Raw genomic sequence first — 19,995 nt, 5'->3', positions numbered from 1 at the left:
TGACTGGGGCGGTCGCCTCCTAAAGAGTAACGGAGGCGCGCGATGGTTGGCTCAGGCCGGTTGGAAACCGGCTGTTAGAGTGCAATGGCATAAGCCAGCCTGACTGCGAGACTGACAAGTCGAGCAGAGACGAAAGTCGGTCATAGTGATCCGGTGGTCCCTCGTGGAAGGGCCATCGCTCAACGGATAAAAGGTACGCCGGGGATAACAGGCTGATAACCCCCAAGAGCTCATATCGACGGGGTTGTTTGGCACCTCGATGTCGGCTCATCACATCCTGGGGCTGGAGCAGGTCCCAAGGGTTTGGCTGTTCGCCAATTAAAGTGGTACGTGAGCTGGGTTCAGAACGTCGCGAGACAGTTTGGTCCCTATCTGCCGTGGGCGTCGAAATTTGAGAGGAGTTGACCCTAGTACGAGAGGACCGGGTTGAACGTACCTCTGGTGGACCTGTCGTGGCGCCAGCCGCGCAGCAGGGTAGCTATGTACGGACGGGATAACCGCTGAAAGCATCTAAGCGGGAAGCCTCCCTCGAGATAAGATTTCATAGAGCCGTGAAAGACCATCACGTTGATAGATCGGATGTGGAAGTGGGGTAACCCATGGAGCTAACCGGTACTAATTGCTCTATTCGCGCTTGAGAGTTCCACACCGCCAACCTCAAGGTTGAACGGAACAGGATATCATCAGCATCGTAACCGTTACAAAACCAACATCGATTTCTACCCAATAGGTTACGCGGATCAGGTAGCTTGGTGGCCATAGCGTCTGTGACCCACCCGATCCCATCCCGAACTCGGCCGTGAAACCGGACTGCGCCAATGGTACTATCGCTCAAGCGATGGAAGAGTAGGGCGCCGCCAGGCTTCCCCATCCGCGTAACTCACAAAAACCCATTCCTGCAACCAATGCAGGACCGCAACAGCCCCGCATCGATCCGATGCGGGGCTTTTTCGTGTCCTGTCGGTGGCACGGTGCGCCCGCCCGATCAGATCACCACCATCACCTTGCCGATCGCTTCGCGCGCGGCGAGCCTGGCGATCGCGGCGCCGCCTTCGGCCAGCGGATAGGTGCGATCGATGCGGGGCTGGATCCTGCCCTCCGCCCACCAGGCCAGCAGGCGCTCGACATTGGCGCGATCCCGCGCCGGCTCGCGCATCGCGAAGGCGCCCCAGAAGACGCCGCGCACGTCGCAGGATTTGAGCAGGGTGAGGTTGAGCGGCAATTTGGGGATGCCGGCGGGGAAGCCGACCACCAGATACCGCCCCTCCCAGGCGATCGATCGCAGCGCGGGCTCGGCATAGTCGCCGCCGACCGGATCGTAGACGACATCGGCGCCGCTTTTGCCGACTGCCTGCTTGAAGGCGTCGGCCAATTGCTTGGAGGCCTCCTTGTCGAACGGCGCGTGGCCGTAGACGAGCGTGGCGTCGGCGCCGGCGTCCTGGGCAGCGGCGGCCTTCGCCTCGCTCGACACCGCCGCGGCCACGGTCGCGCCCAGCGCCTTGCCGATCTCGATCGCGGCGAGACCGACGCCGCCGGCCGCGCCCAGCACCAGCAAGGTCTCGCCGGGCTGCAACTGGCCGCGATCGACCAGCGCATGATAGGTGGTCGCATAGGTCATCAGCAGCGCGGCGCCCTCGATCGGATCGCGCCCGGCAGGCAGGCGCACCGCGCGGGCCACGGGGACCATCACCTGCTCGGCCAGGCCGCCATGGCCGAGCACCGCGATCAGCCGGTCGCCGATCGCCCAGCCCTCGACGCCGTCGCCGATCGCATCGACCTCGCCGGCGATCTCGCTGCCCGGTGCGAAGGGGCGGGGGGGCTTGACCTGATATCGGTCCTCGATGATCAGCACATCGGGATAGTTGATCCCGCAGGCGAGCACCCGGACGCGGAGTTCGCCGGCACCCGGTTCGCGATCGGGCAACTCGCCCATTGCGAGCGTATCGGGGCCGCCCGGCGCCCGCGAGAGCAGCGCCTTCATCACAGCACCTCGAACAGGCCGGCGGCGCCCATGCCGCCGCCGATGCACATGGTGACGACGACATGCTGTACGCCGCGCCTCTTGCCCTCGATCAGGGCGTGGCCAACCATGCGCGCGCCGGACATGCCATAGGGATGGCCGATCGCGATCGCGCCGCCATCGACGTTCAGCCGATCGTCGGGGATGCCGAGCCGATCCTGGCAATAGAGCACCTGCACCGCGAACGCCTCGTTCAACTCCCACAGCCCGATATCGTCGATGCCGAGGCCGAAGCGCCGGAGCAGCTTGGGCACCGCGAAGACCGGGCCGATGCCCATCTCGTCCGGATCGGTGCCGGCCACCGCCATGCCGAGGTAGCGACCGAGCGGGGCCAGGCCGCGGCTGGCGGCGAACTCGGCCTCCATCACCACGCAGGCGGAGGCGCCGTCCGAGAGCTGGCTGGCATTGCCCGCGGTGATCACGCCGCCTTCGACCACCGTGCGGAGACCCGCGAGGCCCTCGGCGGTGGTGTCGGCGCGATTGCCTTCGTCCTTGGCCAGCATGACCTCCCTGGCCGAGGTGGCGCCGGTCGCCTTGTCGGTGACGGTCATCGTCGCGGTGACGGGGATGATCTCGGCATCGAAGCGGCCATGGGCCTGCGCCTCGGCGGTGCGTTGCTGCGAGCGCAGCCCATAGGCGTCCTGCCGCTCGCGGCTGATGCCGTAGCGCTTCGCCACGATCTCGGCAGTCTGGAGCATCGGCATGTAGATGTCCGGCACCATCGCCAGCAATTCGGGATCGGGGCCGACTCGCATCTGCGGCGTCTGCACCAGCGAGATCGACTCGACGCCACCGGCGACCACCACGTCCATGCGATCGACGATCACCTGCTTGGCGGCGGTGGCAATCGCCATCAGGCCGGACGAGCATTGCCGGTCGATGGTCATCCCCGCCACGCTGGTCGGCAGCCCCGCGCGCAGCGCCGCCGTCCGCCCGATGGTATGCTGCACGCCCTGCGGCAGCGCCGCGCCGACGATGCAGTCGTCCACCTCCGCCGGATCGATCTCCGCACGCGCGACGGCGGCGCGGATCGCGTGGGCGGCGAGTGTGGGCGAGGGCAGGCTGTTGAACGCACCGCGATAGGCACGGCCGATCGGCGTGCGGGCGGTGGAAACGATGACGGCATCGCGCATGGGTCTCTCCCGATGATCGGTATGGATATTCAGACGAAGAACTGGCCGAGCCATGTCGCGACCAGCGCCGGCTTGTCGCCGCCGTCGATCTCGATCGCGCAGGCGAGCGTCTGCTGGAACTGGCCGGGCCGCTTTTCCTCGATCGCGGTGAGGGTGAAGGCGCCGCGCACCCGGCTGCCGGAACGGACCGGCGCCACGAAGCGGACCCCGTCGACCCCATAGTTGACGCCCATCCGGATGCCCGGAACCGGCGGGCGCGGCGCGCTCGCCAGCAGCCGGGTGAGCAGCGACAGCGTCAGGAAGCCATGCGCCACGGTGCCGCCGAACGGGGTGGCGGCAGCGGCGACCGGATCGATGTGGATGAACTGGTGATCGCCGGTCGCGGCGGCGAAGGCATCGATCATCGGCTGATCGACGGTCAGCCAATCCGAATGCCAGGTCTGGCCGATATCGGCCGTCAGCCGATCGAGAATATGTGACATCATGCGCGCCTTATCTCTCTCCGTGGCCGCTTGTAGAAGCGCCACGGGGCCGGCTGCAAGATAGAAATCAAAAATCCGGTATGGCGAGGTCCGGTGTCAGTCGAACAATCCGGTGGCGAGCGTCGAGGCGTATGTCGATACCGCCTGGTCGCGCGGCAGGCGTTCGGCCCAGTGGCGCAGATCATAAGCGGCGTTGAGCGTGGCCATCACGATCTGGCTGGTGATCATCGGGTCGATCGGCCGGATCGACCCTTCGCTGATGCCGTCGACCAGGGTGCCGGCGAAACGCATTGCCATCCGGTTCGAGCGCTCGACCACGTCGGCGCGGACATTGGCCGGCAGCGCGAGCAGCGCGGTGGTCCGCAGCAGCGGCCATGTCCCGCCGAACTGGACATCGAGCAGCATCGCGATCGCGGTGGAGAGGCGCTGCCAATGCGTCCCGCCGGCCTCGTCGGCGACACGCTGCGCGCGCGATACCCGGTGATAGGAATGGCGGAAGCATTCGAGCACCAGATCGTCCTTGGCGTCGAGATGGTGGTAGAAGCTGCCCTTGGTGACGTTGAGTTCGGCCACGATGCGATCGACCGAGGCGCCGCGATAGCCGAGGTCGTTGATCAGCCGGGTCGCCGCGCGCAGGAAGGCGCCCGATCCGGTTTCGGGCGGATCGGCGATATCGTCTTCCGGCGCCGGGATCGGCATCGGGGCAAAGCCCGAGCCTGCCGGCGCGATGCCATGGGCCAGCAATTCGAACAGCCGTGCCCGCACCCGCGCGAAATCGCTGATCGAATAATCGTTGATCCACACCGGCAGCCAGAAGGTGACTTCGATCAGCATGTGCGCCCGGGCGGTCAGCAGGGCCTTGCGATCGCTGTCGCCGACATCGCCGAAGAAGCCGCGGATCAGCCGGAAGATCGCCTGATAATGCTTCATCAGCGGCTCGCGCACGCTGTCTTCGAGTGCGCGGATGTCGGACAGCGTGGCGATGCCGCGCTCCTCGCCGCGCAGCACGCGGGCGCGCATGTCGAAATGCAGCTCGAGATATTTGGAGACCCGCGCATGGGGATCGGGCTCGGCGCCGGCCTCGATCGCCATCGCCTCCAGCCGCTCCAGCGTATGCTCGAACACGGCCGCGGCGAGATGCTCCTTGAGCCGGAAATAATAGGTGATGCTGGTGGTGTTGAGCTCCACCGTCTGTGCCAGTTCCGCGAAGGTCATGCCCTTGACGCCGCGCTCGTTGATCAGAACCATCGCGGCATCGAGGATGCGCTCGCGCTTGCGTTCGAAGCGGCTCTGTTTCGGTGCGGAGGTGGTGGAATGCGCGGCGGATTGCGTGGTCATGGTGCGGTTATGCCGCGCCGCGCGGTTCCGCGCCACCGATCCTTGTGTGGCGAGTATCTGAAAGCAGGGTATGCATCACATCCTCCATTTCATCCAAGTTGACATATCATCACCGAGATTTATCAAATAGGCGGTATCAAGCGACGGGCAGAGAAAATGCGATGGCCCGCCGCCTCTGGGAGAAATGGATGACCGCAACCGGCCCCGATGCACGGCGCATCGTCGATGGAATCGAGCTGGCATGGCTGGAGGCATGGCTGGCCGGCCATGTGCCCGGTTTCCGGGATCTGGCCGGAATCGAGAAGTTTCCCGGCGGCCAATCCAATCCGACCTATCGGCTGGATGCGGCGAGTGGACGCTATGTGATGCGCCGCAAGCCGTTCGGGCCGACGCTGCCGTCCGCCCACGCGGTCGATCGGGAATATCGCCTGATCTCGGCGCTTCACCCGATCGGGTTTCCCGTCGCGCGGCCCTATGCGCTGTGCGACGATCCGGACGTCGTCGGTGCCGCCTTCTACATCATGGAGATGGTCGACGGCCGCACCTTCTGGGATGGCCCGTTGCCCGAGCAGAGCCCGGCCGAGCGCGATGCCGTCTATCGGTCGATGATCGTCACCCTGGCGAAGTTGCACCGGATCGACCCGGCCGCGGTCGGGCTCGGCGATTATGGCGCGCCGGGCAATTATTTCGAGCGTCAGGTCGCCCGCTGGACCAAGCAGTATCGCGCCGCGCAGACCGACGACATCGCCGACGTCGAGAGGCTGATCGCGTGGCTGCCGAAGACGCTGCCCCGGCAGGAGCGGGTGTCGATCATCCATGGCGATTATCGCATCGACAATATGATCTTTGCGCCCGATTCCGGCGCGGTAAAGGCGGTGCTCGATTGGGAATTGTCGACGCTCGGCGATCCGCTCGCCGATTTCGCCTATCTGGCGATGAACTGGGCGATGCCGGCGGGCGAGCATCCGGCGACGATCGGCGGGCTCGATCTCGCCGCGCTCGGCATCCCGACGATCGAGCAGGCGGTCGATCTCTATTGCGCCGAGACGGGGCGGGCCGGGGTGCCCGACCTGAACTGGTACTTCGCCTATAACCTGTTCCGGCTGGCGGGCATCGTCCAGGGCATCAAGAAGCGCTTCATCGAGGGTTCGGCCTCCAGCGCCCGTGCCGAGGAGGCGGGATCGCGCGTGCCGATGCTCGCCGCGCGGGCCTGGGATTTCGCGCGCCGGGCGGGCGCCACGGGCTGAGATCATACCTGATAAAAACAAGCTAGGAGAGAGACGTGTCGTTATTCGACCTGACCGGCAAGGTCGCCGTCATCACCGGATCGTCGCGCGGCATCGGCCGGGCGATCGCCGAGGAATATGCGGCGCAGGGCGCGCGCGTGGTGATCTCCAGCCGCAAGCAGGCGGCCTGCGACGAGGTGGTCGCCGCGATCAACGCGCAGCATGGCGACGGCACCGCGATCGCGATCGCCGCCAGCATCTCGTCCAAGCCCGATCTGGAGGCGCTGATCGCCGGCGCTCGCGCCGCCTTCGGGCGGATCGACGTGCTGGTCTGCAACGCTGCCAGCAATCCTTATTATGGATCGATGAACGGGATCACCGACGACCAGTTCAGGAAGATCCTCGACAATAATGTGCTGTCCAACCACTGGCTGATCCAGCTGGTGCTGCCCGAGATGGTCGAGCGGCGGGCGGGCGCGATCGTCGTCGTCTCCTCGATCGGCGGCTTGCAGGGGTCGCAGGTGATCGGCGCCTATAATGTCTCCAAGGCCGCCGATTTCCAGCTGGTCCGCAACTATGCGACCGAGATCGGCGAGCATGGTATCCGCATCAATGCGATCGCGCCGGGGTTGATCCGCACCGATTTCGCCCGCGCGCTGTGGGAGAATCCGGTGGCCGAGGCGCGGGTGAAGCAGGCGACGCCGCTGCGCCGGCTGGGCGAGCCGCGCGACATCGCGGGCGCCGCCGTGTTCCTGGCATCCGATGCCGGGGCCTATGTCACCGGGCAGGCGATCGTCGTCGATGGCGGCGTGACGATCGGAGGGACGACGATATGAGCGACGTCCTCGAAGGCAAGGTCGCGATCGTCACCGGCGCGGCATCGGGCATCGGCCGGGCCTCGGCGCTGCTGTTCGCGCGGGAGGGGGCGGCCGTGGTCGCCGCCGATCTCGCCGATGCGCTGGACGAGACGGTCGCCGCCATCATTGCAGAGGGCGGCCGCGCGCTGGCCGTGCGCGCGGACGCCGGCGAGGAGGCCGATGTCGTGGCGCTGGTGGGGCGCGCCGTCGCCGAATATGGCGGGCTCGACATCTTCTTCGCCAATGCCGGCGTCACCGGCGGCATGGTCGGCGGCTATTTCGACGCGACGCCGGCGGTCTGGATGGAGACGCTGCGGGTCAACCTGATCGGGCCGTTCCTCGCGGTGAAGCATGGCGCGCCGGCCATCAAAGAACGCGGCGGCGGCGCGATCATCTGCACCGCCTCGGTCGCGGGCCTGCGGGCCGGCGCGGGGCCGGCGCAATATTCGGCCTCCAAGGCGGGCGTCATCAACCTCGTGCAGACCGCATCGCAGGAACTGGCCGGCACCGGCGTGCGGGTCAACGCGATCTGCCCCGGTCTGATCGAAACCGGCATGACCCGCTTCGCCTATGACGGCGCGCGGGCCGTCGGCAAGGCGGATCGCATCGGCCGGATGAACCCGATGCTGCGCGGCGGCGAGCCGGACGAGATCGCGTCCGCCGCGCTGTTCCTGGCGTCGCCCGCGGCCAGCTACGTCAACGGTCATGCACTGGTGGTGGATGGCGGCCTCTCGACCTCGCACCCCACCAACAAGGCGCCGGGGGACCGCAAGCCGGGAGCGCCGACATGGTGAGTGTGGGCGAGGTAAGCCTGGGGGCATTGCTGGCCGGCGCGACGCGTGACGGCGGCACGCTCTCGGCGACCATTCCCGCGCAATGGCTTCAAGGGCGCACGACCTATGGCGGCCTGAGCACGATGCTGGCGCTGGAGGCGGCGAAGGGGCTGGCCGACGATCTGCCGCCGCTGCGCTCCGCCACCGTCACCTTCCTGCGCCCGCTGGGCGGAGCCGTGACGGCCCGCGCGACTCTGGTCCGGCGCGGGCGCTCGGCCAGCTTCGTCGATGCCGAGGTGTCGGGCGAGGAGGGCGTCGGGCTGAAGGCCGGCTTCGTGTTCGTGGCGGATCGCGAGTCCGATCTCCATCATGACGACAATCCGATGCCGGCGGTGGTCGATCCCGACACGGCGGCGGATGCCTTCCGCAGCGGCGGCCCCGGCTTCGCGCCCAATTTCGAATGGCGCCATGCCTCCGCCGAGCAGCGACGCGGCGTGCCCGAATTGCTGCTCTGGGTGCGGCTGCGCGAGCGGGAGGGGCTGGCGCCTGCTACCGAGCTGATCGCGATGGCCGATGTGCTGCCGCCCGGTGCGATGCCGCTGATGACCGAGCGCCGGCCGATCAGCAGCATCACATGGCTGGTCAACCTGCTCAGCCCGTTGCCGGTCACCACCGATGGCTGGTGGCTGCTCCGCTCGACCGCGCATCATCTCGCGGGCGGCTTCTCCAGCCAGCATATGACGATGTGGAACCGCGCTGGCGTCTGCGTCGCGCAGGGCATGCAGAGCGTCGCGATCTTCTAAAGCCGATCGACATTCGGATGGGTTGAATATCAGGCGATCGTTTCGTTCAAACCGTCATGCTGAACTTGTTTCAGCATCCCGCTTCCTCCGGGCGCTCAGCGCCAAAGCTTCGCTGGGATCCTGAAACAAGTTCAGGATGACGATAGCTTCAGGAATGGATCATAGCCTGATCCGATGAATGTCGATCACCCTAGCCGGCCATCCCGTCGGCCATCCCGTCAGCCAGCCAGGCGCGGATCGCGGCGTTGACGGCGGCCGGCGCCTGCCACGGCGCGAAATGGCCGGCCTCGATCCTGGTGAGGGTGAGGTGGGGGACATAGGCGTCCAGCCCGTCGATCTGGACGGGCAGCAGCGCGCCGTCCTGCATCGCCCAGATCACCAGCGTGGGCATGGTGAGCGGGGGGAAGGGCGCATCCAGAAAGGCGGGCCGAGGCGGCACCTCGTCCATCGCCGGGACGATCACCGCGCTCGCCCGATACCAGTTGAGCATCGCGGTCAGCGCCCCCGGCCGGGACCATTGATCGAGATAGACCGATTTCTCCGCTGCCATCGCATCGAGATCGGCATGGGGACGGAAGCTGGCGTCGAAGAAGGCACCGAGTCCGATCCGCTCGACATGATCCTCGAACTGCGGATTGCGGAAGGCGGTGATATATTGGCTGGCGGCGCGCTGCGCCCCGTCGTCGAACAGCGAGCGCTGGAAGAGCAGCGGATGCGGCGCGTTGATGATGACGAGGCGCTCGATCCGATCCGCCTCGCGCAGCGCCGCCAGCCACGCGACCGCGCCGCCCCAATCATGGCCGACCAGCGTGAAGCGCGCGATCCCGAAATGATCGGCCAGCGCGATCAGGTCGGCGACGATGTGCTGCGGCGCATAATCGCCGACCGATCCGGGCTTCGAGGATCGAGCGAAGCCGCGCTGATCGGGGGCGATCACGAAATGATCGCGGGCGAATGCGGGAAGCTGGTGGCGCCACGTGCGATGGGATTCGGGAAAGCCATGCAGGAAGATCATCGCGGGATGGGTGGGATCGCCCATCGTCGCGACGTCCAGCTCCACCCCGGTGGAGAGCTTTATCCGCACCAGATCGAAATGATCCACCGCCCGCCCCCTATCCGGCCGCTTCGCGTTCGCGCTCGAACAGCGGCGCCAGTTCCTTCTTCATGATCTTGCCATTGGCGTTGCGCGGCAGCGTTTCGGGATGGAACCGGATGTAGGCGGGCACCTTGAACCCGGCGAGGCGCGCGCGGACCCAGTCCTGAAGCTCGGCCTCGGTGGCCGAGGTGCCGCGCGCGAGATGCACCACCGCGGCCAGCTCCTCGCCCAGCGTGCGATGGGGCAGGCCGATTACCGCCGCATCGGTGACGGCGGGGTGCGCGTAGAGCGCATTCTCCACCTCGGTGGAGTAGATATTCTCGCCGCCGCGGATCACCACGTCCTTGGCGCGATCGACGATGAAGCAGAAGCCCTCCGCGTCGAGCCGCGCCATGTCGCCGGTGCGGACCCAGCCATCGATGAAGGTGCGCGCGGTGGCCTCCGGGTCGCGCCAATAGCCCTTTACGATCTGCGGGCCTGCCGCCCATAATTCGCCGACTTCGCCGATCGGCAGTTCGCGGGTGCCGTCCTCGTTCATGATCTTGAGGGTGGAGACGGGCAGCGCCGGGCCGCAGCTTTCCGGGCGGTGCAGATAATCCTCGGCGACATGCAGGGTGACGGTGGCCGAGGTTTCGGTCATCCCCCAGCCATTGCTGGGCGCGGCGCCGAGATCGCGCTGGATGCGACGCACCAGATCGGGCGCGGACGGCGCCCCTCCATAAGCGATCGTCTCCAGCGAGCTCAGATCATGCCGTGCGCGATCGGGATGCTCGAGCAGCTGCCAGGCGATCGTCGGCACCCCGCCGGTGATGTTCACCCGCTCGCGCTCGATCAGGCCGAGCGCCTGCCCGGCATCCCAACGCCGCATGAAGACCAATGTGTGGCCGGCGGCGAGCGTGCCCATCAGGGTCGAGTTGCAGGCGGTGACGTGGAACATCGGGATGACGGTGAGGATCGTCTTGGGCTCGGGCAGGGCCGGCGCCTCGCCTCGGCGCATCACGCTCCGGAGCGCCGCATAGGCCGACGCCATCACGCAGGTCAGGATGTTGCGGTGGGTGCCGATCGCGCCCTTGGGCAGCCCGGTGGTGCCGCTGGTGTAGAAGATGGTGGCGTCGTCGTCGGGCGCGATGGCGATCTCCGGCAGATCGGCATCGGGCAACGCCGCATAGCCCGGTGGCGCGCCGATCAGCGATTCCAGCGCGATGGCGGGGGAGGCCAGTTCGCCCTTCGCTCGCGACACGATCACGGGACCGAGCAGCGGCAGCTCGGAAAGATGGGGCTGGATCCGCTCCCAGCGTTCGGCATCGCAGACGAGCAGGCTGGTTTCGGAGTGGGCGAGGCCATAGGTCAGCTCCGCCCCGGTCCACCAGGCATTGAGCGGCACCACGATCGCGCCGAGGCTCGCGGCGGCGAAGAAGATCACCGGCCATTCCGGCAGGTTGCGCATCGCCAGCGCGACCCGATCGCCACGGCGCACGCCCAGTTCGCTCAGCTCGGCAGCGAGCGCGGCAGTGGCGCGGAACCAGGCCTCGTAGCTGATCCGCTCCTCCTCATAGACGATGAAGGTCCGGTCGCCATGCGCGGCGCGGGCCATGCGAGCGAGCGCGGGCAGCGACGGCGGCTGGTTCTTCCAGGTCCGCGTCGGCACGCCGCGGATCGTCTCGGCCTGCATCTCGAAGGGCTGGCCGGGCGCGCACAGCATCGCCTCGATCGCGCCCAGCGAGGCTTTCGGCCAGCCATCGGGCAGATGCGTGAGAGGGTCCGGGATCGAGGTCTGCTCGGTCGCCATGTTGCTCCAATCCTAAACGCGGTTTGTCCGCACGCTCATTTTTTTGAAGGCATATTCTTGATAAACGATCGGCACAAGCGGTAAGAACCGATCCGAACGCGGCGCCATCGAGACCGCGTATCGAAAGAGAGGTATGGAGTGGGAATGGCCAAGTGCCTGCCAAGCGCGGGCTTCCGCGACTTGGGCTCCGCCGGCTCGTCGAGCGACTCACGAAATTCCCCGATAACCCCGTTGCGAGGAGAGTCCCTTTGACCGCGATCACCACCCGCAAGGACGGCGACGTCCTCGTCGTCACGTCCGACAATCCGCCCGTAAACGCATTGGGAGTGGCCGTCCGGCAGGGGCTGGCCGCTGCGATCGCCGAGGCGGCGGCTGATCCGGCGGTGAAGGCGGTGGTCATCATCGGCGCCGGGCGCACCTTCTTCGCAGGCGCCGACATCACCGAATTCGGCAAGTCGATGCAGGGGCCGGGGCTGCCCGAGGTGGTCGATCTCATCGAGGCATCCACCAAGCCCGTGATCGCGGCGATCCACGGCACCGCGCTGGGCGGTGGGCTGGAGGTGGCGCTGGCCTGCCATTATCGCGTCGCGGTGCCATCGGCGAAGCTCGGCCTGCCCGAGGTGAAGCTCGGTATCCTGCCCGGCGCCGGCGGCACCCAGCGGCTGCCGCGCGTCGTCGGCGTCGAGGCGGCGCTGCCGATGATCGTGTCGGGCGATCCGATCCCCGCCAGGAAGGCCGAGGCGATCGGGCTGATCGACCGCATCGTCGGTGAGGCCAGCCTGGAGGCCGATGCGATCGCTTATGCGCGGGAGGTCGCCGGCAAGAGCGCGCATCCCGTTGCCAGCCGGGGCGAGGCCAAGGCCGAACCCGGCATGTTCGATCATTTCCGCCAGCAGAATGCGCGGCGCCTGAAGGGGTTCGAGGCGCCCGAGGCCTGCATCCAGGCGGTCGAGGCGGCGACCACCCTGCCGTTCGATCAGGGCATGGCGAAGGAGCGCGAGCTGTTCATGAAGCTCGTCACCGGCGACCAGTCCAAGGCGCTGCGCCATCTCTTCTTCGCCGAGCGCGCCGCCTCCAAGATCGACGGCGTCACCGCCGACACGCCGTTGATCCCGATCGCGAAGGTCGGCATCCTCGGCGCCGGCACGATGGGCGGCGGCATCGCGATGAACTTCCTGTCGGCCGGCATCCCGGTCACGTTGCTGGAACGCGAGCAGGCGCCGCTCGATCGCGGCGTCGCGCTGATCCGCAAGAATTACGAGGCGACCGCGAAGAAGGGCCGGATGACGGCCGAGCAGGTCGAGACGGCAATGGCGCTGCTGACGCCGACGCTCGCCTTCGACGATCTCGCCGATTGCGATCTGGTGATCGAGGCGGTGTTCGAGCTGATGGCGATCAAGAAGGAGGTGTTCGCCAGGCTCGACGGCGTGGTGAAGCAGGGGGCGATCCTCGCCTCCAACACCTCCTATCTCGATATCGATGAAATCGCCGCCGTGACCCAGCGGCCGGATCATGTGATCGGCCTGCACTTCTTCTCGCCGGCCAATGTGATGCGGCTGCTGGAGATCGTGCGCGGCGCCAAGACCAGCCCCTCGGTGCTGGCGACGGCGATGGCGCTTTCCAAGAAGATCAGGAAGGTCGCGGTGGTGGCGTGCGTCTGCCACGGCTTCATCGGCAACCGGATGCTGGCACCGCGCCAGCAGCAGGGCAATGCGCTGCTGCTCGAAGGCGCCAGGGTCGAGGATATCGATCAGGTGCTGCTCGATTTCGGCTTCCCGATGGGGCCGTTCCAGATGTCCGATCTCGCCGGGCTCGATATCGGCTGGGATCCGAACAATTCGCATCCCGCCGAGAAGGTGCAGGACATGCTGTGCGAAGCGGGCTTGCGCGGCCAGAAGAACGGCCATGGCTTCTATGATTATGACGAGAAGCGAAATCGCACGCCGTCCGCCAAGGTCGAACAGATGATCCGCGATTTTGCCGCGCGGAAGGGCATCGCGCAGCGCCGCATCGACCGGCAGGAAATCCTCGAACGGCTGCTCTATCCGATGGTCAACGAGGGCGCGCTGATCCTCGAGGAGGGCAAGGCGCAGCGCGCGTCGGACATCGATATCGTCTGGCTCAACGGCTATGGCTGGCCGGCCTGGACCGGCGGCCCGATGTTCTGGGCCGACACGATCGGGCTGGATGTGGTGGTGGCGGGGCTGGAGAAGCACGCGCCGAAAATGGAGGGCTTCCGCCTTTCCAAGCTGTTGGCGGATAAAGCTGCGGGCGGCGGAAAGCTGACCGCATGAGCGAGGATCTCGACACCTTCCGCGCCGAGACGCGGGACTGGCTGGAAGCGAATTGCCCGGCCGAGATGCGCAGGCCCTTCCGATCGGAGGCGGATGTCTGCTGGGGCGGGCGGCATTTCGAGTTCTCCAGCGCGGCGCAGAAGCTGTGGCTCGATCGCATGGGGGCGAAGGGCTGGACGGTGCCCGATTGGCCGAGGGCCTATGGCGGTGGCGGACTGTCTGCAGCCGAGGCCAAGGTGTTGCGCGAGGAGATGGCGCGGCTGGGGTGCCGGCCGCCGCTGAACTCGTTCGGCATCTCGATGCTCGGGCCGGCGCTGCTGAAATATGGCAGCGAGGCGCAGAAGTTGGAACATCTGCCGCCGATCGCGCGTGGCGAGATCCGCTGGTGCCAGGGCTATTCGGAGCCCAATGCCGGCTCCGATCTCGCCAGCCTCGCGACCCGTGCCGAGGATCGCGGCGACCATTTCCTGGTCAACGGTCAGAAGGTGTGGACCAGCTATGCCGATCAGGCCGACTGGATATTCTGCCTCGTCCGCACCGATCCGTCGGACAAGCATGGAGGCATCAGCTTCGTCCTGTTCGACATGGAAACGCCCGGCGTCTCGACCCGGCCGATCCTGCTGATCTCGGGCTATTCGCCCTTCTGCGAGACCTTCTTCGACGATGTGTCGGTGCCCAAGCGCAACCTCGTCGGCGAACTGAACAAAGGCTGGGACGTCGCCAAATATCTGCTCGGTCATGAGCGCGAGATGATCTCGGGCATGGGGCTGGGCGGCGGCGAAGTGTCGCTCGGCGCGGTGGCGGTCGAAGCCTTCGGGACGGAGGCGGACGGGCGCGTGGATGCGCCGGTGCTGCGCGGCCGGATCGCGCTGTTCGAGGTGCGGGCGGCGGCGTTCCGCGCGATGTCCGAGAAGTTCATGGATGAACTCAAGGCGCGGCGCGTGCATCCCGCCCAGCCCTCGATGATGAAATATGTCGGCACCGAGCTCAACAAGCAGCGCTTCGAGCTGGCGATGGCGGCGGGCGGATCGGATGCGCTGGAATGGGAGAGCGAGCGGTCGCGTGGCGGGGCGACGGCGCGCGCGTGGCTGCGGACCAAGGCCAATTCGATCGAGGGCGGCACGTCGGAAATCCAGCTCAACATCGTCGCCAAGCGCATCCTTCAGCTTCCGGGGGCCTGATCCATGCCGTTGTTCCACACCGACGAGCAGGCGATGCTGCTCGATAGCGCGCGGCCGTTCATGGTCGAACAGGCGCCGGTCGCGCATTTGCGCGGCTTGCGCGACGCGAAGGATGCCACCGGCTTCGCGCCAGGCCTGTGGCGGCAATTCGCCGAGATGGGCTTTTGCGGGATGCTGGTCGATGAGGCGGAGGGCGGCCTCGGCCTCGGCGCGGTCGAGGCCGGGATCGTGCTGGAGGAGATGGGGCGCAACCTGACGCCGTCGCCCTTCCTCGCCACCTCGGTCGGCGCCGTCACCGCGCTCCGGGGCGGCAGCGCCACGCAGCGCGGGACATGGCTGCCGCGTATCGCATCGGGCGAGGCGGTCGCCGCGCTGGCGATCGACGAGGGGCCGCATCACCGGCCGGCGCGCACCGCGCTCCGCGCCGAGCGGGCGGGCAATGGCTTCCGGCTCAGCGGCACCAAGAGCTTCGTGCAGCATGGCCATGTCGCGGACCTGCTGATCGTCGCGGCGCGGAGCGGCGGCGAACCCGGCGAGGAGGAGGGGATCACCCTGTTCGCGGTCGAGCGCGGGGCAGAGGGGCTGCACGCCACGCCCGAGCGGCTGGCCGATGCCAGTCTCGCCTCGCGCATCGCCTTCGAGGGCGTGACCGTCGATGCCGATGCGGTGATCGGCGAGGTCGGCACCGGCTGGGCGACGCTGGCGCGCACGCTCGACATGGTGCGGACAGGGGCGGCCTCCGAGCTGCTCGGCGTCGCTGCAGGCGCGATGGCAATGACCATCGGTTATCTCAAGGAGCGCAAGCAGTTCGGCGTCGCGATCGGCAGTTTTCAGGTGCTCCAGCACCGCGCCGCGCATCTCTATGCGGAACTCGAAGTCGCCCGTGCTGCAACGCTGAAGGCGCAGCAATTGCTCGATGCGGAGGACGAAGGCGCCGAGCGTGCGGTGATGGTCGCCAAGGCGATGGCTGGGCTCGCCGCGCAGCTCGCGGTGCAGGAGGGGGTGCAGATGCATGGCGGCATCGGCATGACCGACGACTATGACATCGGCCTCTACATGAAGCGCCACCGCGTGCTCGCCGAACTGTTCGGCGATGCCGATTTCCACGCCGACCGACTGGCGCGGCTGGCGGGATACTGAAGGTCTAATGGCGAGGAATACACTATGCTATACTTGTCCATCGATTTATTGATTAATTAATGGATTGGAAATGTTCATATGAATAATGACATTTTTTATCGACATTTTCCATTGCGGGCAAGAATCCGTCAACATTGAAATTAAGGGAAGTTGTGTCTCCAAAGGCGCGATAAATCGATATCTCGAGGTGGCTCGACGTGGAAAGATTTTTAGTAATCCAAGAAATTTGTTTTGAATTTCTGGCAAACGCGATCCTGTCATTGTAGGACCAGTGATCAATAACCGAATTTCTGTTATCAAATGAAAATGATATAGGTTTTACGACGGATGAATGTTTATGATCTTTTATGATCGGCATCGAAAATTCTACGAGAAAAATGGGTTTCTCATTGGATTGGCCGCCGCAATAATATTCTAGCCTCGCCGATTTTGTCGGGGTGGTTGTCGATGCGGTAAAAGTTTCGTGATTTGATATGGTATCGATTTCAGACGAGACCGTCCAGTTGAATGCGGATGCTGCCGTTTGGGCTGTAATGGATATCATGACAGCCATAACGGTGGTCCACGCGGGTTTTTGCTTGAACAAGCCTATTCCCCATTTCTCAATCAATATTGAATAGCAATACTCCTGCAAGCGCGCTGCTGCAAGTATCGCCCAATAGGCGATTGGTCATGGCGATTCCGTCAATTGCGCGGTTCTATGGCATCTACCGCGCCTTTCTCCATTCCCCATGCTTGCCGAATTCCTCGCGGGCGATGGCACGGGCGTGGACCTCGTCGGGGCCATCGGCGAAGCGCAGCGTGCGCAGCGCCGCCCATTGGTGCGCCAGCTCGTAATCGCCCGACACGCCACCGCCGCCATGCGCCTGGATCGCATCGTCCAAGATCTTGAGCGCCATCTGCGGCGCCTGCACCTTGATCATCGCGATCTCGAGCTTGGCCGACTTGTTGCCGGCGCGGTCCATCATGTCGGCGGCCTTGAGGCAGAGTAGGCGGCTCATCTCGATGTCGATGCGGGCCCGCGCGACACGCTCCTCCCACACGCTATGCTCGGCGATGCGCTTGCCGAAGGCGGCCCGGCTGGTCAGTCGCTTCGCCATCGCCTCGATCGCGGTTTCGGCGACGCCGATCGTCCGCATGCAATGGTGGATGCGGCCCGGCCCGAGCCGGCCCTGCGCGATCTCGAAGCCGCGGCCTTCGCCAAGCAGCATATTCTCCACCGGCACGCGGACATTGGTGAGCGACACCTCGCCATGGCCGTGCGGGGCATGATCATAGCCATAGACGCTGAGCATCCGCTCGATCTTGACGCCGGGGGTGTCGAGCGGCACCAGGATCATGCTCTGGCTGGCGTGGCGGCCGCCTTCGGGATCGGACTTGCCCATCACGATCGCCACCTGGCAGCGCGGATCGCCGGTGCCGGACGACCACCATTTGCGGCCGTTGATCACATAATCCTCGCCGTCGCGGATGATCGAGCTCTGGATGTTGGTGGCGTCCGACGAGGCGACGTCGGGCTCGGTCATCAAAAAGGCGGAGCGAATTGCGCCATCCATCAGCGGCTTCAGCCAGCGATCCTTCTGCGCGCGCGTGCCGTAGCGAAGCAGCACCTCCATGTTGCCGGTGTCGGGCGCCGAGCAGTTGAACACCTCGGAGGCCCAGCCGACCTTGCCCATCTCCTCGGCGCAGAGCGCATATTCGAGGTTGGACAGCTGGGTGCCCTCGAACGCGAAGCTGTCATCGACCGGTGGCTGGCCGGATTGGGGCGGCATGAACAGGTTCCAGAGCCCCGCCGTCTTGGCGAGCGGCTTGAGCTCCTCGATCACCGGGATCGGTTTCCAGCGATCGCCCTCATGTTCCTGCGCATCATGATCCGCCTGGCGGGGGCGGATGTGCGTATCGATGAAGTGGCGCACGGCATCGCGAAAATGCACTTCGCGGTCTGACAGCGTGAAATCCAAGCTCGTCTCTCCCGGTTCTGACTCAGGCTTGCCCTGTTGGCGTACCTCATATTCCATTTTCGCGATGTGCGTCCACCGTTGAGATATTTTTCGCCAAAAATAGGGTGTTGTAATAGTATGGTCGCGAAAATCGCGGCATACCGTATCTTGCATAATAATGGCAGATCGGTCAGCATCCGGTCGGGGCCTGCCGGCGTGGAACGGGGATTCCCGAAACGCGCATCGAGACGGGCGGTGAGGAGAGCGATGATGGGATGCCTGTTCCACGGGCGGCGAGGGGCATGACCGCGCCTCCGGCGGACGTCGTGCGGGATGGCCGGAAGCGTCCCGAGCCCGGACCATCTGATCCGGCACCGCGCGACCGCCGCTATGCGCTGGTCGTCGCGTCGTTCCTGGCGCTCGTCTACAGCTTCAACTTCATGGACCGGCAGATCATGTCGGTGCTCCAGGAATCGATCCGCCGCGAGATGGGGCTTTCCGACACGCAGCTCGGGATGCTTACCGGCCTGTCCTTCGCGCTCTTCTATACGGGCTTCGGCATTCCGGTGGCGTGGCTGTCCGATCGCTATCGCCGGGTGTCGATCATGGCGGCGGCGTGCGCGATCTGGAGCCTCGCCACCGCCGGCTGCGGGCTGGCGCGCGGCTTCACGCAACTGACCTTTGCGCGGGTGATGGTGGGCGCGGGAGAGGCGGGCGGCTCGCCGCCGTCCTACAGCCTCCTCTCCGACTATTTCCCGCCGTCGCGGCGCGCCACCGGCCTTGCCATCTATTCGCTCGGCGTGCCGATCGGCTCCGCCTTCGGGGTGGCGCTGGGCGGATGGGTGGCGGCCCATTACGGATGGCGCTCCGCGTTCGTCGCGGTCGGCTTGCCGGGGCTGGTGCTGGCGGCGCTGATGCTGGTCATCGTGCGCGAGCCGCAGCGTGGCCGGCTCGACCCGCCGCGGGCGGATGCCGCCGGCGCTGCTGCGCCGGTCTCGCTACCGGCGGGGCTGCGCGCCTTCTTCGGGAACCGGATCATGGTGCTGACCGCGATCGCATCGGGGCTGTCGGCGTTCGCCGGCTATGCGCTGCTCAGCTGGAACCCGTCCTTCCTCGCGCGGGTGAAGGGCATGGGGCTTGGCGAGATCGCCGGCTGGTACGGATTGCTGCTGGGCGTCACCGGCATCATCGGCACCTTTGGCGCCGGGCAATTGGTCGATCGGCTCGGCCGGCGCGATCCGCGCTGGTATGGCTGGGTGCCGGCGATTGCTTTCGCGATCGGGCTGCCGGCGTTTCTCGGCCTGCTGTGGGTGCCGGACTGGCGCTGGTCGATGGGCTTCCTCACCATCCTCGGGCTGGTCAGCACCATGTATCTCGCGCCCGCGCTGGCGGTGGTGCAGAACGCGGCGCCGCCGGCGCAGCGCAGTCTTGCCGGCGCGACCTTGCTGTTCCTGCTCAACCTGATCGGGCTGGGTGGCGGGCCGCTCTATGTGGGCTGGATCAGCGATCTCGCACGCGGCCATGGTGCGGCGCAACCGCTGCTGGTGGCCTATGCCGCCTTGTTGCCGGTGCTGCTGCTCGCGATTGCGGCGCATCTGCTCAACGCGGCGGCAATGGCGGACGAGCGTGCCCCGAAGTGATAAGGGTTGTCGGATAAAACTGACTATTCATTCGAATTTATCCGACCTGGCGTTTTCGAAGGTCGACGAAACACCCCTGCAAAAGCGACAATATCAGCCGATATCATTGTGCAAAGCGATATGATCCGAAAATGCCGCATCGCCCGATGACAGCGTTATAGATCCATACCGAATATTCAATAATACTTGACGAAGGCCGGCGCGCCGATCATCGTCCGGCCATAATAAAATCCGCGCACCGCAAATGTCGGGCGTGGCGGGGCAGGTGGGTCGCGTCAGCGGC

15 protein-coding genes and 2 rRNA genes (1 of these 17 running past the window's edge) are annotated in these 19,995 nt (G+C 66.0%); 10 read left to right on the top strand and 7 right to left on the bottom strand.

Annotation, left to right across the window (positions count from 1 at the left end):
* Together PBT88_RS16230 and rrf are read left to right on the top strand one after the other, a co-directional pair.
* A 23S ribosomal RNA gene (locus PBT88_RS16230) occupies positions 1-639 on the top strand; it begins 2,185 nt to the left of the window's first position.
* A 109-nt stretch (positions 640-748) separates the two neighbouring features.
* A 5S ribosomal RNA gene (gene rrf / locus PBT88_RS16225) occupies positions 749-863 on the top strand.
* 122 nt (positions 864-985) lie between these two features.
* On the opposite strand, the gene PBT88_RS16220 is transcribed toward rrf, so the two are convergent.
* The 4 genes from PBT88_RS16220 to PBT88_RS16205 all read right to left on the bottom strand — a co-directional run bounded on the left by PBT88_RS16220 (position 986) and on the right by PBT88_RS16205 (position 4,973).
* Positions 986-1,981 (bottom strand): NADPH:quinone oxidoreductase family protein, encoded by a 996-nt coding sequence (locus PBT88_RS16220; protein ID WP_270076351.1) that lies wholly within the window; start codon positions 1,979-1,981, stop codon positions 986-988.
* Positions 1,981-3,153, bottom strand: a complete 1,173-nt coding sequence (locus tag PBT88_RS16215) for an acetyl-CoA C-acyltransferase (protein ID WP_270076350.1) — start codon at positions 3,151-3,153, stop codon at positions 1,981-1,983. The genes PBT88_RS16220 and PBT88_RS16215 overlap by 1 nt, the downstream gene beginning before the upstream one ends.
* A gap of 29 nt (positions 3,154-3,182) precedes the next feature.
* Entirely contained in the window at positions 3,183-3,635 is a 453-nt protein-coding gene (locus PBT88_RS16210) for a MaoC family dehydratase (protein WP_270076349.1), read from the bottom strand.
* A gap of 96 nt (positions 3,636-3,731) precedes the next feature.
* Complete coding sequence (locus PBT88_RS16205; protein ID WP_270076348.1) at positions 3,732-4,973, bottom strand: TetR/AcrR family transcriptional regulator; 1,242 nt, start codon at positions 4,971-4,973, stop codon at positions 3,732-3,734.
* Positions 4,974-5,161: 188 nt separating this feature from the next.
* Here PBT88_RS16205 and PBT88_RS16200 point away from each other — a divergent pair, with 188 nt between their 5' ends.
* Genes PBT88_RS16200 through PBT88_RS16185 form a run of 4 tightly spaced genes read left to right on the top strand, consistent with a single transcriptional unit; the run spans position 5,162 to position 8,632 of the window.
* Positions 5,162-6,220: a phosphotransferase family protein gene (locus tag PBT88_RS16200; RefSeq protein WP_407696568.1), complete on the top strand. Its 1,059-nt coding sequence runs from the start codon at positions 5,162-5,164 to the stop codon at positions 6,218-6,220.
* Between the two features lie 35 nt (positions 6,221-6,255).
* On the top strand, positions 6,256-7,035 hold the full coding sequence (locus PBT88_RS16195) for an SDR family oxidoreductase (protein ID WP_270076346.1): 780 nt from the start codon (positions 6,256-6,258) through the stop codon (positions 7,033-7,035).
* Positions 7,032-7,850: an SDR family NAD(P)-dependent oxidoreductase gene (locus tag PBT88_RS16190; RefSeq protein ID WP_270076345.1), complete on the top strand. Its 819-nt coding sequence runs from the start codon at positions 7,032-7,034 to the stop codon at positions 7,848-7,850. Before PBT88_RS16195 ends, PBT88_RS16190 begins: the two co-directional genes overlap by 4 nt.
* Positions 7,844-8,632, top strand: a complete 789-nt coding sequence (locus PBT88_RS16185; protein ID WP_270076344.1) for an acyl-CoA thioesterase — start codon at positions 7,844-7,846, stop codon at positions 8,630-8,632. Before PBT88_RS16190 ends, PBT88_RS16185 begins: the two co-directional genes overlap by 7 nt.
* A 190-nt stretch (positions 8,633-8,822) precedes the next feature.
* On the opposite strand, the gene PBT88_RS16180 is transcribed toward PBT88_RS16185, so the two are convergent.
* Positions 8,823-9,671 (bottom strand): alpha/beta fold hydrolase, encoded by an 849-nt coding sequence (locus PBT88_RS16180; RefSeq protein ID WP_407696567.1) that lies wholly within the window; start codon positions 9,669-9,671, stop codon positions 8,823-8,825.
* Between the two features lie 73 nt (positions 9,672-9,744).
* Positions 9,745-11,517, bottom strand: a complete 1,773-nt coding sequence (locus PBT88_RS16175) for a class I adenylate-forming enzyme family protein (protein WP_270076342.1) — start codon at positions 11,515-11,517, stop codon at positions 9,745-9,747.
* Positions 11,518-11,765: 248 nt separating this feature from the next.
* On the opposite strand from PBT88_RS16175, the gene PBT88_RS16170 reads away from it, so the two are divergent.
* The 3 genes from PBT88_RS16170 to PBT88_RS16160 are packed head-to-tail and all read left to right on the top strand — an operon-like array spanning position 11,766 to position 16,132.
* Positions 11,766-13,811: a 3-hydroxyacyl-CoA dehydrogenase NAD-binding domain-containing protein gene (locus tag PBT88_RS16170; RefSeq protein ID WP_270076341.1), complete on the top strand. Its 2,046-nt coding sequence runs from the start codon at positions 11,766-11,768 to the stop codon at positions 13,809-13,811.
* Entirely contained in the window at positions 13,808-14,992 is a 1,185-nt protein-coding gene (locus PBT88_RS16165; RefSeq protein ID WP_270076340.1) for an acyl-CoA dehydrogenase family protein, read from the top strand. Before PBT88_RS16170 ends, PBT88_RS16165 begins: the two co-directional genes overlap by 4 nt.
* A 3-nt stretch (positions 14,993-14,995) precedes the next feature.
* On the top strand, positions 14,996-16,132 hold the full coding sequence (locus PBT88_RS16160) for an acyl-CoA dehydrogenase family protein (RefSeq protein WP_270076339.1): 1,137 nt from the start codon (positions 14,996-14,998) through the stop codon (positions 16,130-16,132).
* A gap of 707 nt (positions 16,133-16,839) precedes the next feature.
* Here PBT88_RS16160 and PBT88_RS16155 read toward each other — a convergent pair.
* The gene (locus PBT88_RS16155; protein ID WP_270076338.1) at positions 16,840-18,093 is read right to left on the bottom strand and encodes an acyl-CoA dehydrogenase family protein; all 1,254 of its coding nucleotides are present in this window, start codon (positions 18,091-18,093) and stop codon (positions 16,840-16,842) included.
* Positions 18,094-18,374: 281 nt separating this feature from the next.
* Here PBT88_RS16155 and PBT88_RS16150 point away from each other — a divergent pair, with 281 nt between their 5' ends.
* Complete coding sequence (locus tag PBT88_RS16150) at positions 18,375-19,712, top strand: spinster family MFS transporter (RefSeq protein ID WP_270076337.1); 1,338 nt, start codon at positions 18,375-18,377, stop codon at positions 19,710-19,712.
* Positions 19,713-19,995: the final 283 nt, after the last annotated feature.

The sequence above is a fragment of the Sphingomonas abietis genome, from assembly GCF_027625475.1.
GTDB lineage: Bacteria > Pseudomonadota > Alphaproteobacteria > Sphingomonadales > Sphingomonadaceae > Solisphingomonas > Solisphingomonas abietis.
Note: the sequence above shows the minus strand (reverse complement) of the source record. Positions and strands in the feature narration are given on the sequence as shown.